Source organism: Marinimicrobium sp. UBA4209 (assembly GCF_002381585.1).
GTDB classification, from domain to species: domain Bacteria; phylum Pseudomonadota; class Gammaproteobacteria; order Pseudomonadales; family Cellvibrionaceae; genus Marinimicrobium; species Marinimicrobium koreense.
This window is the reverse complement of the sequence record NZ_DFTP01000050.1, coordinates 17256-33634: the sequence shown is the minus strand read 5'-3', so window position 1 is coordinate 33634 and position 16379 is coordinate 17256. Positions and strand designations below refer to the sequence as shown.

General features: G+C 59.6%; 15 protein-coding genes. 10 read left to right on the top strand and 5 right to left on the bottom strand.

The genetic code is table 11. The features are described from left to right. The 5 genes from B3187_RS07550 to B3187_RS07530 form a co-directional block, all read left to right on the top strand. On the top strand, nucleotides 1-996 hold a 996-nt coding region (locus tag B3187_RS07550), incomplete at its 5' end, for a class I tRNA ligase family protein (RefSeq protein ID WP_286805498.1). 57 nt (nucleotides 997-1053) lie between these two features. Then, nucleotides 1054-1620 carry an LPS assembly lipoprotein LptE gene (gene lptE, locus B3187_RS07545; protein ID WP_123637976.1) on the top strand — a complete coding sequence of 189 codons (567 nt, stop codon included), beginning with the start codon at nucleotides 1054-1056 and terminating at the stop codon, nucleotides 1618-1620. Then, nucleotides 1601-2650 carry a DNA polymerase III subunit delta gene (gene holA / locus B3187_RS07540; protein WP_286805496.1) on the top strand — a complete coding sequence of 350 codons (1050 nt, stop codon included), beginning with the start codon at nucleotides 1601-1603 and terminating at the stop codon, nucleotides 2648-2650. Before lptE ends, holA begins: the two co-directional genes overlap by 20 nt. 287 nt (nucleotides 2651-2937) lie before the next feature. After that, nucleotides 2938-4638, top strand: coding sequence for a family 15 carbohydrate-binding domain-containing protein (locus B3187_RS07535; RefSeq protein ID WP_286805494.1), 1701 nt, complete (start codon nucleotides 2938-2940; stop codon nucleotides 4636-4638). Between the two features lie 326 nt (nucleotides 4639-4964). After that, entirely contained in the window at nucleotides 4965-6605 is a 1641-nt protein-coding gene (locus B3187_RS07530; protein WP_286805492.1) for a family 15 carbohydrate-binding domain-containing protein, read from the top strand. 49 nt (nucleotides 6606-6654) lie between these two features. On the opposite strand, the gene B3187_RS07525 is transcribed toward B3187_RS07530, so the two are convergent. Then, complete coding sequence (locus B3187_RS07525) at nucleotides 6655-9180, bottom strand: efflux RND transporter permease subunit (RefSeq protein ID WP_339619582.1); 2526 nt, start codon at nucleotides 9178-9180, stop codon at nucleotides 6655-6657. Nucleotides 9181-9367: 187 nt separating this feature from the next. On the opposite strand from B3187_RS07525, the gene B3187_RS07520 reads away from it, so the two are divergent. Beyond that, nucleotides 9368-10201, top strand: a complete 834-nt coding sequence (locus B3187_RS07520) for an FHA domain-containing protein (RefSeq protein ID WP_286805490.1) — start codon at nucleotides 9368-9370, stop codon at nucleotides 10199-10201. Between the two features lie 72 nt (nucleotides 10202-10273). Then, the gene (gene ppa, locus B3187_RS07515) at nucleotides 10274-10807 is read left to right on the top strand and encodes an inorganic diphosphatase (RefSeq protein WP_024460900.1); all 534 of its coding nucleotides are present in this window, start codon (nucleotides 10274-10276) and stop codon (nucleotides 10805-10807) included. Here the strand turns inward: ppa and B3187_RS07510 are convergent. After that, on the bottom strand, nucleotides 10804-11526 hold the full coding sequence (locus B3187_RS07510) for a hypothetical protein (protein WP_286805489.1): 723 nt from the start codon (nucleotides 11524-11526) through the stop codon (nucleotides 10804-10806). The two genes, ppa and B3187_RS07510, sit on opposite strands and share 4 nt — an antisense overlap. A gap of 195 nt (nucleotides 11527-11721) precedes the next feature. Here B3187_RS07510 and B3187_RS07505 point away from each other — a divergent pair, with 195 nt between their 5' ends. After that, nucleotides 11722-11970, top strand: a complete 249-nt coding sequence (locus B3187_RS07505) for a hypothetical protein (protein WP_286805487.1) — start codon at nucleotides 11722-11724, stop codon at nucleotides 11968-11970. Here B3187_RS07505 and cysE read toward each other — a convergent pair whose 3' ends face one another. Genes cysE through B3187_RS07490 form a run of 3 tightly spaced genes read right to left on the bottom strand, consistent with a single transcriptional unit; the run spans nucleotide 11971 to nucleotide 14797 of the window. Then, on the bottom strand, nucleotides 11971-12768 hold the full coding sequence (gene cysE, locus B3187_RS07500; protein ID WP_286805505.1) for a serine O-acetyltransferase: 798 nt from the start codon (nucleotides 12766-12768) through the stop codon (nucleotides 11971-11973). A 53-nt stretch (nucleotides 12769-12821) separates the two neighbouring features. Continuing rightward, nucleotides 12822-14171 carry an MFS transporter gene (locus tag B3187_RS07495; protein ID WP_286805486.1) on the bottom strand — a complete coding sequence of 450 codons (1350 nt, stop codon included), beginning with the start codon at nucleotides 14169-14171 and terminating at the stop codon, nucleotides 12822-12824. Continuing rightward, nucleotides 14168-14797, bottom strand: a complete 630-nt coding sequence (locus B3187_RS07490; protein ID WP_170162873.1) for a M15 family metallopeptidase — start codon at nucleotides 14795-14797, stop codon at nucleotides 14168-14170. Before B3187_RS07490 ends, B3187_RS07495 begins: the two co-directional genes overlap by 4 nt. A gap of 302 nt (nucleotides 14798-15099) precedes the next feature. On the opposite strand from B3187_RS07490, the gene B3187_RS07485 reads away from it, so the two are divergent. Together B3187_RS07485 and B3187_RS07480 are read left to right on the top strand one after the other, a co-directional pair. Next, complete coding sequence (locus tag B3187_RS07485; protein ID WP_024460906.1) at nucleotides 15100-15378, top strand: TfoX/Sxy family protein; 279 nt, start codon at nucleotides 15100-15102, stop codon at nucleotides 15376-15378. Nucleotides 15379-15423: 45 nt separating this feature from the next. Continuing rightward, nucleotides 15424-16194: a cyclic nucleotide-binding domain-containing protein gene (locus B3187_RS07480; protein ID WP_024460907.1), complete on the top strand. Its 771-nt coding sequence runs from the start codon at nucleotides 15424-15426 to the stop codon at nucleotides 16192-16194. Nucleotides 16195-16379 lie beyond the last annotated feature (185 nt).

Here is a 16379-nt window from a genome sequence, read left to right as displayed (position 1 = left end):
TCGCCGATCAAGGCCGACCCCGAATGGCGTAAGGCGGAACTCGACGGCCAGGCAGTGGAAAAGGAGACCGACACCTTTGACACCTTTATGGAATCGTCTTGGTACTACGCCCGCTATACCTGCCCGCAGTACGACAAAGNNGCCATCCTGCACCTGCTGTACGCCCGCTTCTTCCACAAGCTGATGCGCGATGAGGCCCTGGTCAGTTGCGACGAGCCGTTCGACCGCCTGCTCTGCCAGGGCATGGTGCTCAAAGACGGCGCCAAAATGAGCAAGTCCAAAGGCAACACCGTGGACCCGGGCGAATTGATTGAACAATACGGCGCCGACACCGTGCGTCTGTTCTCCATGTTTGCCGCTCCGCCGGAGCAGAGCATGGAGTGGAGCGACTCCGGTGTGGAGGGTGCCCACCGGTTCCTGCGCCGGCTCTGGAAAACCGTGCACGCCCACCTGCAGGCTGGTGAGCCGGGCGACCTGAATGCCGACACCCTGCCGGACAGCCAGAAAGATCTGCGCCGCAAAACCCACGAAACCATCGCCAAGGTCAGCGATGACTACGGCCGTCGCCAGACCTTCAACACCGCCATTGCGGCGGTGATGGAGCTGATGAACGAAGTGGGCAAGCGGGCCGATCGGGCAACCCCGGAGGGGCTCGCGGTGGAGCGCGAGGCACTGGAAGCCTCGGTCCTGCTGCTCGCCCCCATCGTGCCCCACATCACCCAGGCGCTGTGGTCGGCACTGGGGCACCAGGATATTCCGCTGGACGCCCGCTGGCCCGCGCTGGATGAGTCCGCCCTGACCCGCTCGAGCATTGAAATCGTGGTTCAGGTCAACGGCAAGGTACGGGACAAGATGCAGGCGCCGGTTGACGCCCCCAAAGACGACATCGAGCAGCAAGCCAAAACCCTGCCCAATGTTCAGCGCTTTCTCGACGGGGTGACGGTACGCAAGGTGATTGTCGTACCCAACAAACTGGTCAATATCGTCGCCAACTGAGTCCTGCCGGGCGGGAGTTTCCCGCCCAGCGCGATCGCGAGTGCCAAGGGGGCCTCAATGTCTGTCCGCTCAATGATGATTGCTGTTTTGATACTGCTGACCGGCGCCTGTGGCTGGCAATTGCGCGGCTCCGTCGCCCTCTCCAGCCTGACAGACACCCTGCACCTGACCAGCCCGGACGATTATGGCGCGCTCATGGTCGAGTTGCGCAACCGGTTGTCGGCGGATGATATCCGGCTCACCGACTCACCGACCGAGGCCCGGTATACCTTGCGGGTCAATCGGGAGCTGGTGGACAAGCGGGTCGCCGCCGTTGGTAGCGATGCCTTGGCCAGCGCCTACGAGCTCACCCTGAGGGCCGAGTTTGACGTGCTGGACCAGCGCGGCATCCCCATCGCCACCCGCTTGGTCAGCAGCGTGACCCGCTCCTACAACGCCAGCTCCGGCAGCGCCGGCAGCAGCGCCCAGGAAGAAGTGCTGCTGACCCGGGAGATGCGCACCGAGTTGGCTCAGCAGATACTCCGCCAACTGCAGGCCGCGATCAATGCGGCACAAGCCGAGGGACTGGTTTCCGACGCACCCGACGCTCCGGATGAGACCCCCAATGGCGAAACTACGCCCTGAACAACTCGGTCAGGCTCTGAATAAAAGCCTGGCTCCCATTTATATGGTCAGTGGTGATGAGCCCCTGCTCGTCCAGGAAGCCTGTGACCAGATTCGCGCCGCCGCCCGCTCCCAGGGGTTCGGGGAACGGGAGCTCTATCATGCCGACGCCAGTTTTGACTGGACTCAGCTGCTCAGCGCCGCCAACAGCCTGTCGCTGTTCGCCGACCGGAAGATTCTGGAAGTCCGCCTGCCCACCGGCAAACCCGGCGACAAGGGAGGCAAAGTGCTGCAGGAGTACGCCAAGGCGCCGTCGGAAGACAATCTCCTGCTGGTGGTCACCGGCAAACTGGATCGCAACGCGCTGAAAGCCAAGTGGCTCAAGGCCCTGGAGGACAGCGGCAGCCACGTGCAGGTCTGGCCGGTCACCCCCGCCCAACTGCCCCGCTGGATCGCCCAGCGGATGAAAGCTGCAGGCCTCACCGCCGACTCGGCAGCCATCGACCTGTTGGCCTCCCGCGTCGAAGGGAACCTGCTGGCGGCCGCCCAGGAGGTCGAAAAACTCAAACTCCTGACCGACAGTCCGGAAATCAGTACCGAACTCATGGCCACGGTGGTCGCCGACAGCGCCCGCTATGACGTCTTCGGTTTGGTGGACAAGGCCCTGCACGGCGACGCCCGCGGGGCCGTAAAATCGCTCCAGGGGCTGAAAGTGGAAGGTACTGAGCCCATTGCCCTACTCTGGGCTCTGGCCCGGGACCTACGCGCGCTGGTCCAGATTTCCCAGGCCGCCTCGCAAGGCATTCCGTTCGAGCGGGCCGCCCAGGCCGCCGGCATCTGGAATAAACGCCAACCCCTCGTACAATCCGCCCTGCGTCGGCTCTCTCCGGGTCAACTGCAACAACTCCTGCGCAAAGCCAACGGCATCGACCGGGCCATCAAGGGGATGCGTCAGGCCGACCCCTGGGCCGAGCTGCTGGACCTGACGCTTAACCTCGCCGGAGTGCAGAGCCTGCAGCCGGCCAACGAGCGACTGTCGCTCAAGTTATAACCTTCCAGCCCCTGTCCGCCGGGGCCTCCCCGCCTTTTTTCACATCTCTTATGGCGTTGTCAGCGGTTTTGGCATAACAATATCGTCATTATGACCATAAAATTTTACGCGACTTATGGTCAGTTAGAACATTTGTGTGCTATGTTATCGCTCATGCAGTCTCTCCGAGGGCTTTTGGCCCCAACATACCCCGCCGGGCCCCGGGGGAAGACCGCAAGAAAGATGGCGGCAAGCCAGCCGAGTTCGGTCAACTTACGCTAAAGACTAGAATAATAGAGGGTTTAGATATGTTACAAAAACTGCTCATCGCGCTCTGCACAATTTTTGTGCTCTCCGCCTGTGGCGGGGACCTTGATCTGGGGCCGGACACTCTGCCTAACCAGAACCCCGACAATCCCGAAGAACCGGAAGAGCCAGAAGAACCCGAGGAGCCTGCTGAACCTCGGATCCTGACATTTGTTCCGTTTAACGAAGCTGCACAGGCCGAAGGCTGGGCCAGCCGTTGCGTTGAAACCTGCAACGCCACTGCCGAGCTGAGCTGGAATGAGTCCGAGGAAGTCCTCGCCATTGAGCCCGCTTGGGCCAGCGATGAAGACCAGTTGGAAGTTTTCAGCCCCATTGATGAAGTCAATGACCTGGAAGGCTCACACATCAGCGCCTGGGTCTTTGTCACCGACGCCTATGTCAGCGATGGCAACCTGGCGGCGCACCTGGTTCTGGGCAACGCCGCTGGCGGCACCGCCTACAGCCGTGCCTTCGAGGTCGAGGCTGGCTGGAACCGCATCGAAATGTGGGAAATGATGGCCGGAACCGGCGAGACCGTTACCGACGATGAAGGCAACGAGTCGGTAGACTATGGCACCTTCCTCACCCACTCCGACGGCTTTGAGCTGCGCAACGTCAACGAATTCGGTGTCGCCTTTGCCGCCAATGGCAAACCCACCGATGTCGTCGGCCAGCTCTGGTTGGACAACGTGACCGTCACTCCGGCTTCCGGAACCGGCCCGCTGATCGTTGAGGCGGATGACGAAGCATGGACCGTGATGGACGCGCCCGGCGAAGTGACCGTTCAGCGTGACGGCGAAGGCGGCGTTTACTACGAGCCGACCGCAGCCGATCAGAAGCTGGTTTATCTGCTGGAAGGTCCGGTGGACCTCGTCGGTCGCAGCTTCGACATGACCTTTACCGTCGACCAGGCGTTCAAAGACTCTGGTGCCGATGTCCAGCCCATCATTCAGCAGAATTTCGGCAGCTATACCGGCGAATTCGGCTGCTACGTGGGCAACGGCTCACTGACCGCAGGCGAACCCTATGAAGTGACCTGTGCTACCGAAAACGAAGCGTTTGTCGCTGAAGAAGGCCAGAACATCCGTGTCGGCCTGCAGGTGAAAAACGAAGTCGCTGGTCGCGTCACCATCAACAGCATGCAGATCAACATTGTTTCCAGCAGCGGCGACTCGGGTCCGTTTACCATCACACCGACTCAGGAAGCCATTGATGCCGGAACTTGGGATGTCGACAACTGGCAAGGCCTCGCCGGCGCAGCTGAGCTTTCCTTCGATGCAGGTCAGGGCGCACTGAGTATCGCCCCCAACTGGCAAGTGACCGATCCAGACGAGCAGTACAGCGAAGGCGAGCGCACCGTCATGTACGTCGCGGGCGAAGGGGAGCTGCCAGATCTTGAAGGCGCGACCGTGGGTGTAGAACTCTACCTCGGCGACTACTACACCACCGAGAACCCGGGCCTGGCACTGCAGATTTTCATCCAGCAGAACAGCGGCAGCTACACCGGCAACTATGGCAGCAACATCGCCGTCGCCGCGGCCGAAGATCTGGGTGATGGCTGGTACCGGTTCGAGCGGGTCATGACCGGAGTGCCCACTGAGCCTACCGCGCAACGCGTGGGACTGAAGCTGCAGGGCGCCGGACTTGAAACCCGGGAAGCGGAAGCAGAACCGATTCTGCTGCGTGCCATTACGGTCGAATAAAAGACCGGCAACACCTGAAGTAAATAAAAAACCCGGCTCTGGCTCAGAGTCGGGTTTTTTTGTTTTTGAGTACTCCCGCCCGCAATACCGACCTTCCCGTATAAAGCGAATTTAGCCTTATAAAAAGTGGCGTCTAAATAGCAAAAAATTATTGAGACGACTTATAGTCTTTTAGAACATTTGTGTGCTATGTTTAGTGAACCAGCCTGGGAGTGGCCAGCGTTTTCAGCGCCGGGTCACGTCGCTATCTGGCTCTGTGAGTGGCCCCTGGCCCCGACAGTCATCAAGCCTCTCACCATTTACAATAACGATAGAGGAACAACACGATGTTACAGAAATTCATGATTGCACTGTGTGCAGTGTTTGCACTTTCCGCTTGCGGCGGCGACGATCAAGACGATCAGAGCCGTATCGTTCTCAACCCACCGGAAGACCTTAATGCTGGCGAAGATGAAGAGTCAGAAGAGGAAGAGGAGCCGGAAGAAGAGCCTCCGGTAGAACCCTGGGTGAGCGTGACCTTCGATGCTGAAACCGACATCGACTCCTGGGAGGCCGTGTGTGTTAGCGCCGAATGCAACGCCACGACCACTCTCGCCTATAACGCTGACGCTCAGGCCATGGACGTAACGCCCGACTGGCTTACGGCGGGCGACGAGATCGAAGTGTCCACGCCGATTGATCCGGAAATCGCTGACCTGAGTGGCGGATTTGCCCACCTGAACCTCTTTGTGCCCGTGAGTCATTCCGGCATGATCGCCCAGGTATTCTTCCAGGATGCGTCCGACCGTAAAGGTTACATCGGGTACACAACGACGACCGCCGGCTGGAACACTTTCTATCTTGAGAGCATCGCCCTTGACGACTTTGGCTTTGCCAACGAGGGCTTTGACCTGACCGCAATCAACCGGATGGGCGTTCAGATCCAGAGCGCCGAGGGTTTTCTTGAGCTGAATGACACCCTGCATATCGATGATGCCATCATTTCCTCCGAGGCGATTACCGTCGAGGAAAAACCGGTCATGCCCGTGACACTTGAGCCTCTGGCCACCGGTGATGAAAGCTTTACCTTTGACAGCGATGTACAGGGCTGGACCAACGACGGCAGCGCCGGTTCAGCGGTCAGCCACGACGCGGATGCCGGAGCGCTGGTGATCACCCCTGATTGGGACAACGCCGATGAGGGCGGTAACCGTCCGAAAGCCATGGGCATAACCACCAACGTAATCAGCAACGCCACTGTGCGCATGATAGTTACCCTGACCGAAGCTCAGGTCGAAGGTGGTATTGGTGTACAGCCTTATATCCAGCAGAACGCTGATCCCTTTAATCAGGTATTTGGCAGCATTACAACCACTGGCCTGGTCGCCGGCGACAACCTGATCACCTACGAAGCCGGAGAGCTAGAAAATGCCATGCGCATCGGCGTACAGCTGGTCGGTCCCATCACTGGTGGTGAAGCCGATGTCGCGCTCATCAAACAAGTAGAGATCGACCTTCCGGAAGGTAATGGTGAAGAAACCAACTCCGGAATCACTGTAGACATGACTAGCGGTTGGCGTGCAAGCGGTGACTTAACGGTCAGCTATAGCGAAGCTGGCGTCAGCTATCAACCAGAAGCGGCAAGCGATCAGATGGTATTCGACCCTGCAGGCCCTGCAGACTATGCTGGCGCGGACATCGTGTTTACCTATGAAGTTGATCAGGCGTTTATCGACAGCGGCGCCAACTTGCAGCCTTTCTTTCAGTTGAAAGATTATGCAAGCTGGGACTACCACTTCTGCTGGATTGGCAACGGCGATTTGGCGTTGGGAGAGCAGACGTTTACTTGCACCATTCCTGCAACACTGGAAAATGACAATGCGCCAACCATTCCGGATGGCCAAACCGCGCAAGTCGGCGTTCAAACCAACGGCGGCGGCGCGGGCACGGTAACGATCAGCAGCGTGACCATTAACCTCGCGGAGTAAAACCTCCCAGAAAAAACCCGGCTCAGGCCGGGTTTTTTTGTTACTGATATTACTCCCCTTCCTTTCCAAACGGCTTGGTCATCAAGATCAACTTGGGCAGCAGCGTCAGAGACCCCAGTATGGCCGCAAACATCGCCAGCGCTGTGAGCAACCCGAAATAGATGGACGGGATAAACTCCGACAGCGCCAGTATCGAAAACCCGACGATGATGATCACCGCCGTGTAGTACATGGCGCGGCCGATGGATCCGTGGGAAGCGTGCATGGAGTCCACGTAATTCTTCCGCTGCGAAAACTCATTGCGGAAGCGGTACAGGTAATGAATGGCATGGTCGACACCGACGCCCACCGTAATGGCAGCGATGGTGATGGTCATCATGTCCAGCGGTATACCCGCCAGCCCCATGCCGCCAAGCACCACCCCCGCCGCCAACATATTGGGCAGGATGGCGATGATGGCAATGGTCAGCGAGTGGAACAGCACCAGGAACATCACCATGATGCCTATGAAGACCGCCCCCAGGGTCACAATCTGGGAGCTGAACAGGCTCTGCAACATGTTGTTATACAACACCAGCATGCCGGTAAAGCGGATATTGTCTTCCTCAAAGCCCAGCTCCTGCACCGCATGCGTGCGAATTTTCTCCACCAGTTCGGTGCGTTTGAGTTCCGGGCTGGTTTCCTGGACCCGCAGAGAAATACGGGCCTCGTTGTGCTCATCCGACAGGTAAGGCTCAATCAGCACCTGTTTGATGTTGTCCGGCAGGGCATTGCGCATCACCCCCAACTCAAAATTATTGAGCCGCCCGCCGTTGATATCGGAAGCCACTTCATAGGCGATGGCCAGGGAATTCACCTTGCCGATTTCCGGGAGCGATTCCAGGTACTGGTGCAGCGACTGAACCTGCTCCAGTCCGGCGCGGGTAAACCAGACGCTGTCGTTGCTGGCCTCTCCCTGATCGCCTTCAGTGGCAAACGGGTCGTCGCTCTGCGGCGTCGCAAAAGGGTCGGCCTCCTGCTCCGGTTCGGCGAACGGATCGTCCTCTCCAGCGGCTTCTTCCTCCGGACTCTTGGTAAGAATAATGTCCAGATTGATGGTACCGCCCAGCTGCTTGTCGATAACCGACATGCCCTGGTAGATCTCGGTATCTTCATGGAAGTAATCGATAAACCGGTTTTCCACCTCCAGGCGTGTGCTGCCATAGGCGCTGACCAGTGCGGCGGTCAGGGCAATAAAAATCACCAGCGCCCCGTGGCGCTCGGCAAACCGGGAGAAGATCAGAGTGAAGGCCCCGGACTGATCGCCCTTGTCTTTGGGCTCCCCTTTACGCCATAGCATCAGTCCGGCCGGAATCACCACGAACGCCAGCACGAATGCCACACTCAGACCGATGGTCATCATCCAGCCGAAATCGATCACCGGCCGAATATCGCTGACCACCAGAGAGACGAAGGCCACAATGGTGGTCAGGGCCGTATACAGACAGGGCCGTGCCATAAAGCGCACGGTGGTGAGCACCAGCTCGTCCTTGGGCGCCTCGGGCGACTGTCGGTGTAGCTCTCGAAAACGCACGATCAGATGAATGGTCAGTGCCAGGGTCATGATCAGCAGCAGGGCGACAAAGTTGGAAGAGATGACCGTCATGCGCCAGTCGATCCAACTGAGCCAGCCCAACATCAAGACCACAGAGAGCACACAGGTCGACAAGGGTAGAATCACAAAGCGCCACTGCCGGAAGATGATGGCCAGCATGGCAATGATGAACACCAAAATAGCGCTGCCAAACACCACCAGATCGCTCTTGATAAAGGCGATCATGTCCGCTGTGATCATGCTCACGCCACCCAGAAACAACTCGGCCCGGTCTTCGTAGCGACTGAGAATATCCCGAACCTCTTCCACCCGGGCGTGATCCCGCTCGGTCAGCTCGGTGCGATAGGCCCGAAACTCCTCGCTCACCGCCTCGAGCTCTTGGGCTTCCCCTTCGTCGAGTTCACCCTGAGAAGCCTTCGCCCGCAGGGCATCGCGCTTTCGAGCCAGGTTGAGGTAGCGATTGTTTACCTCGAGGTTCAACTGGATAGCCGTGGTTTCCAGATCGTCACTGAGCAGCGTGTCGCGGTAGATGGGGCTGGTCAGAAACTCTTCTTTGGCCGCTTCCCGGTCTACGCCATCGGTCAACAGCGTCCGTGTCGACTCCTGCTGCTCGGACAGCGGGCGCATCGGGCTGTAGAGCAGGGGCACATCCAGAATCGAGTTGATACTGGCCACGCCGTCCACCTCGGCCAGGTCATCCCGAAGGGCCTTGAGCGTGTCGATAGACTCATCGGAAAACATCTCGGCTTCGGGGCTGTAGGTCACCACCAGGAAATCGCCACTCTGGTAGCGCTGGTTGATCTCCCGAAAATAATCGATCGACCGATCATTTTCGAGGGTCAGCGAATCCGCCGACGCATCCAGCTTAAGGTTGGGCAAGCCCGCCGCCGCCACAGCGGCCAGCAGGACCACAGTCGCCAGGGCAATGCCGGGGTGGCGCAGAACCGTCGTCCGGTACAGGACATCAAGCATTTTCAGCATAGGTGAACCTTAAAATCCATTGAGGGCCAGGGGGTGACAGTGTACCCGAAACCACCGGGGCAAGCGGTGCACAGGACAACATTCCTTTACGTTCTCGGGCCGGATTTGCCAACCGGGTTATGGTAAAGTCAGGAAAACACCCGATATAATCGGGCATTGACCGCATTCGCTCGAGATGGAAGAGGTTATGCTCAAGCTCCAGTTCAAGGATCAGCGACAACCCGCCTTCTGGGTGGCGGAAAAACTGTACAGTATTGGAAGCGACAGCAATAACCACCTGATTCTGCCGGATGATGGCATTGCTCCACTCCAGGCCCGGCTCATTGCCACCGCCGACAAAATCTTCCTCAAGGACAACAACAGCCCCAGCGGCTGCTTCGTCAATGGCCAGCGCATTACCCAGAAAGAGATTCTGCCCGGCGACGAGATCCGCCTGGGCCCGGTCGCCTTCGACGTTCTGCCCCCCACCGACGCGCCTGACCCCGGAACCAACCCCGCCGACCCCTGGCGTCTGGTCGCCAGCGGCAGCTGGCTGGCCGGACAGAGTTATGAAATCCCCAGTGAGGGCACGGTGGTGCTCGGACGCTCCAATCAGTGCGATGTCGTCATCCCAGGCACCCACTTGTCCCGCCGCCACGTCGAACTGAGGGTTCAGGGCGGCAGCCTGCGCATCAAGGACCTGGGATCGGTGAACGGCACCTACCTCAATGACCGGCCCGTCACCGACGCGCTGGCCCACGGCGGCGATCAGTTGCGCCTCGATGTCTACACATTCAAGGTGGTCAGCCCGTCCGGGGACCGGGAGCGCACCCGCCTGCGGGCCACAAGCACGGTCAATCGCCCCCCGGAGCCACGCCCGAAGAAGCCCCTGGACGACAAGCCCCGCCGTTGGAAAACCCGCCCCACCTCACCGGGGAACCGGCAGGAACCCACCTATCAGGAGCGCCGTCAGGAGCTGTGGCTCTGGCTGGTGGTTCTGGCGGCGGCCATGCTCCTGATTGGCGGTTTCTACTGGGTGTGAGTGGGTCCTTCGGGGAACTGTGGTAAAATCCCGCCGCTTTTTCATTCATTGAACCAGTAGGATCATCAACCCATGAGCTTTGACAAGGTAGCTTCCGGCAAAAACCTGCCCGACGACATCAACGTCATCATCGAAATTCCGATGAACGGCGAGCCCATCAAGTACGAAGTGGATAAGGACAGCGGCGCGATTTTCGTGGACCGCCTGCTGGGCACCTCCATGCACTACCCCTGTAACTACGGCTACGTGCCCCACACCCTGTGCGGCGATGGCGATCCGGTGGATGTGCTGGTGGTATTCCCCCACGCCCTGCCCGCCGGCTCGGTCATTCGCTGCCGCCCGATTGGCGTGCTCAAAATGACCGACGAATCCGGGGAAGACGCGAAGGTCCTGGCCGTGCCGATCGACAAGGTCACGCCGATCTACAGCCAGGTGAAAGAAGCTCAAGATCTGCCCGAGCTGACCCTGAATCAGATCAGCCACTTCTTTGAGCACTACAAGGATCTGGAAAAAGGCAAGTGGGTCAAGATTGATGGCTGGGCCAACGCCGAAGCGGCTCGTCAGGAAATTCTGGACTCTGTGGAACTGTACAAGAAGGAGGGCTAACCCTCTCCTTCCAGTCGCAGACCACTGAGATCGGGCGCCACAGGCGCCCGATCTCGTTTCAGCTCTCCCATATCGGAACCCACCGGCGCCACCTCAAAGTCGGGCGCCGCCACTGGTGGCGGCTCCGGCGCCCGCTCGTCAGCCTGCAGCAGTTCGGCACCGACGTCTGCCAGGCCCCAATCATCCGGCTCCACCGCCATCAGCGGCAGATCGGCCCGTTCATGCTCCGGAAGCAAATCCTCTCCGGGCTCGGCCAGTTCAAACGTCGGTATCGGTACCTCCTTCACCTCGGCCGAGGCTCTCTCGCTGGCATCCAACAGTAGTCCCTGTGCCGGGCGGAGGCTGAGCCCACTGATATCCACCGACACCGGCGTCAAACGTGGTCGCTCGGAGGGCTTCAGAAGAGGCCCCACCGGGGCAAGGCTGAGGCCTGATGACGCCGGACGCTGGGGGCGGCTAGACGGTCTGCCAGCCTCCGCCTCGTTCCGGGCTGGCATGAGCTCAACCAGGGCTCCGGCTTTTTGCAGGACCTGCTGGTACTTCTGCGCCGTGGCCCGGTCCAGTCGGCGCTTGACCGCTACCGGTCGGCCGGTGAACAGCCGCTCAATGGTCGCCGCGTCGGCTTTGAACAACTGCTGCAGACGCTCCTTGACCGTTGCCAGCGGCTGCCCGAGGACAATGTCCCCCCTAAAGATCAGATCGAACCGCTCATCCGCCATGCCAGGCTCCATAAGGTGAAAACTACGATGATACAGGGATTGTCATACCCCGATCTTAATCAGCCCTATGCTCACCCGCAATATAAACCCCCTTCTTTAGTGACAAAACAGTCTCTGATAATGCTGGCGGCTGATCAATATTCGGCCAATACTGAAGGTCCGGATTTTGATTCGGACAACCTTGGAGGGTAGCTTATGAACGCCTATTCACGTCCGCAACTGGTGTCTCACGGCCAGTTGAAACAGGCGAACGAGGTTCGGCGCAAGGTGGAGCAGGACATTGCTTTCCTCAGCGACCGCATTGCCGCCCTGGAGGCTCAATCGCGCCCCAACCGGCCGGTGATTGAAACCTATCGGACGATGCTGGAAAGCCGCCAATCCGTTCTCAAATGGTTGCAGGATGGGGAGCTCCGGCACCAGGCACCGCGTGCCCGTGCTCTATAGTCAGTCCGAACCCGCCCCGTTCAGTTCCTGATCCATATCCCTGGCAGGCACGTCCCCTTTAGGATGTCCCACCACCCGTGCCGGTACACCCGCAACGGTGGTGTGGGGCGGCACCGGATGCAGTACCACGCTGCCGGCGCCGATTTTTGCACATTCGCCGATGTCGATATTTCCGAGAATTTTGGCCCCGGTACTGATGAGCACACCCCGCCCCACTTTGGGATGCCGATCGCCACTGAGCCGACCGGCACCGCCCAAGGTGACCGAGTGCAACATGGAGACATCATTGCCAATGACGGCCGTTTCTCCAATGACTACCCCAGTGGCGTGATCAATCATAATGCCGCTGCCGATGCGGGCACCCGGATGGATATCCACGCCAAACGCCTCAGAGATCTGATTCTGTAGATACAGCGCCAAGCCCCGTCGCCCCTTCAGCCAGAGGTGGTGAGCGAATCGATAGGACTGAAGTGCATGAAACCCCTTGAAAAACAGAAAGGGCGTGGAGTATTTCTCGCAAGCCGGGTCTCGCTCACAGTGCGCATAAATATCGGCGCGCATGGCCGCTTCGATCTCAGGCGATTCGGCCATCGCTGCCTCAAACACTTCCCGGATCATCATCGCCGGGACCGCCTGACTGTCAAGTTTATTGGCCAGGTGGAAGCTCATGGCACTGGCAAAACTGTCGTGATTGAGCAGGGTGGCGTGATAAAAACTCGCCAGCGCCGGCTCTTCCTCGGAAGCCGCCTGGGCTTCTCGCCGAATGGAGTGCCAGAGTTCATCGGTGAGCTGGGTCAAAGGCAAAGTGTATTCTCCTGAGTTCGCCGTATCCGGTCTGTTGTCACGACATCCTATTGTCGCACAGGCACAAAGCGCGCGCGAAACCGCATCAGGAATTCAGGCTGCTTCATAAACACCCCAATACACAGCAGGACATGCAGCCCCGCCACGGTGAGAAACAGCTCGGGGATGGAAAGCCCCAGGCCGCCCAGAGCGCCGAGTCCCACCAGCGCTGCCGCCACCATGAACAGGGCGTTGATCACATTACCGGCCGCAATCACCTGCGCCCGGTGCGTCGGACGGCTGCGCTCCTGGATCAAAGCAGTCAGCGGCACCACGTAAAGACCGCCGGCCACCCCCAGCATCAACACATCGGCGGCCACACGCCAGGCGCGGGGCCACTCGGCCATGGATGCCAAGGGGTGCAAGGCCCCCTCGACCGCCGGATGTGCCGCCGCGAACGACTGCCCGGCCAGGGCCAGATCCACCCCGAACACCAACACCAGAAGCGCCCCCAAGGGCACCAGTGCCGGTTCGATGTGCCCGCGGCTCAAGCGGGCACACAGCAGGGCCCCAATACAGATACCCACCAGAAACAGCACCAACAGCAGGCTGACCACCAGCGAGGCGCCAGAGAGCACACTGCGGGTAAAGTTGGGCAGTTGGGTCAGATACACCGAGCCCAGAAACCAGTACCAGGAATTGCCAATGATGCACCAGAACACCATCGGGTTCTCCCGCGCACAGGCCAGCGTTCGCAGCGTCTGCTTGTAAGGGTTGGCCTCCAGGCGTAACTCCGGGTCCGCCGAGGGCGCCGGCGGAATCCGCAGACTGGCACGCCAGCCCAACCAGGCAACCAACAGTGCGCCCGCCGCCACCCACCAGTAGCCCCCGGCCACACTCAGGGCCAGGGTGCCAGCAATCATGCCCAGAAAAATCGCGAGGGACGTGCCGGTATGCATCAGGCCGTTACCTCCGGTCAGCGCCTCCGCCGACAGGTGCTGAGGCAGGATCGCGTATTTGAGCGGGCTGAAGCAAGCCGATTGGGTCCCGGTCAGAAAGAGGACCAGCAATAACAGCGCGGCACTGTTCAGCCAGAGCGCGACCGCCCCCAGCGACATAATCGCGATTTCGGCGACTTTGATTCCGCGAATAAAACGGGACTTTTCGAATTTGTCGGCGTACTGGCCGGCAATGGGGGCGAACAAAAGGAAAGGTATGATCAGGGTCGCCGCCACCAGATTATTGATGACGTCGATACTCAGCCCCCAGCGCTCAATGCCGCCGTAAGTAAACAGCATCAGCAGCGCGCTTTTGTAAAAGTTATCGTTGAAGGCTCCGCCAAGCTGGGTCAGAAACAGCGGCAGGAAACGCCGTTGCGAGAGCAACGAAAACTGGGGGGACGCTTCAGGCGAGCTCACAGGGAGGGCTCCGGCCCCGGGGGCACGGTCACGTAACGCTGGAACAGTTCGGGCAGGTGCGCCATCACGGTCTCCTTTAACGCAAACGATTCGGTCTGCAAGTAATTCGCCAACACCTCGGGCGTCATCGCCCTGGCGTAACGGTTCGCCAAGGGCGCATAACTCAGGTGCCAGGGCTCCGGCGACACGCCACCGCGGTCCCGATCGTAGGGCCGGTAAAAACCGGGGTTATCCGGGCCCGTCAGGTACCCATCCAGCCAGTCGTGAAAGGCCTCGAATGGCCCTCCGGGTTCGCTTTCCCGACGGGTCAGTTGCACGGTTTCACCCTCCGCCAGGCCACCGGCATCATACACATCAATATCGGTTCCCCAGTGATGGCGCGAACTCCCCGGCAAGGCCGACCAGCGCAATATCGCATGGACCAGTGCCAACTCATCCAGCGCAGCGGTGTCGAGCGGCGCTCCCTGCTCATCCAGCACCGGTCGTGCGCCCCCGGCCTTGGCATTCCAGATGGCACACTGGCGATCAAAGCCACGATAGCCGCTGGCCAACTTCAGCGTGAACCCGGCTCCCTCGGCCGCCTCGGCCAACCTCATGAGAGGGTGGTAGAGGTCCCGATGAATCAAACCGCTTCCCCAAGGGCAGCTTACCAGCGCTGATTCATCGCGCCCACAGAGCTGCTCTGGCGTCAGAGTTTCCAAGGCAGGCGAGTCGTCTGCCGGGCGTTTTCCGGGGATATTATCCGCCGATTGTGTCAATGTTTGGCCCCCACGACTGTAAAATGCGCCAATGCGCGGAAATGTTTTGCGCTCGCGGTTTAAACCGGTACTATTGGACTCATGCAGTGGCTTTTGTGTACCGGATGGCACGCACTGCATTGGGACAATATCACAACCATAATCATAATGAAGAATGGAGCGTAACCCGTATGACCGCCAGTCATAGTGAATTACTCCAGCTCAAAAACCTGGGGATGGCGACGGTAAACATTCTGCACGCCATTGGCATCAACAGCTATGCCGAGCTACGCGAAATCGGCGCCGTTGAAGCCTATCGTCGTATCAAAGCCCGCGACATCAATGTTTCCAAAGTGATGCTCTATGCGCTTCAGGGTGCACTGATGGATGTTCACTGGAACGACCTGTCGCCGGACCTGAAACAACAGTTGGTGATCGAGGCCGAACAGGATACGCTAAGCGAAGCCTGAGTTCCGGCATTGCCGGCGAGGCGCGCAGTCAATTCTGGAGGTTCTATGTATTTGCCCCATAAGCAGTCGGATACCATCACTGACTGCGCCGCCCAGCTCGATGAAGCCGGCGCGGAACTGATGGCCTCGCTGAGCCCGTGCGGTGCTCCGGTCAACCACAACACCAACCATGACCTGTTGGCCGAGAGCGACAATCAGACCGTGTGGCTGATCACTGACGGCGAGGCCTATTACCGGGTTGGTGGCAAACAGGTAGTGCGCTTGAGCGCCGGTGATCTCATCGGTCTGCCGACGCTGGATTGCGAACAGGGCGTCTACGGGACCACGGGCCCCCTGACCATGGAGCCCTACCGCCTCGTGGATATCACTGGACGCCACCCCACCCGCTTTATCCGCTACCTGATCTGTGCCAACGCCTTTCACCGGGCAGCCCTGGCCCAGGAAATCCGGGCGGAATTCCAGCCCTCGGCCGGCTTTATGCACTTCCAGGCCGGAGAGACCATCATTCAGCAGGGCGCGGAGGCCGACCGGGTCTATACCCTGCTCGAAGGGGAAGCCCACGCGTTGCGCGATGGCGTGAAGGTCGGAGAGATTCAGGCGGACGAGATTTTCGGTGCGCTGGCGGTGTTCACCCGTCAGAAGCGCATGGCGTCTGTGGTGGCCGTGAGTGACTGCACGGTACTGGCCGTGCGCAAGGAGGAGTTCGCCGACCTGGTTGAGCTGCAACCCCAGATCTGCCTGGGCCTGGTGGAAGAGCTGGCGGCCAAGATCAATCAGCTCAACGGTCAACTGCTGGCCTCGCAAGCGAAAGGCTGATCGGGCAACCATCATAAAGCCGAGACAACGCTTGACAACGATAATGGTAATAATTATCATTTGAATTGTTGAGTGATTGCATCTCCCCACTCAACGAGGTGAAGGCGGTACGAGACGCTGCCCAGCGTAGCCTCTGTCGCGCACGCCGGATCTTCTCCTTTGAGGTCAGGCAAGTCCCTCTCCGG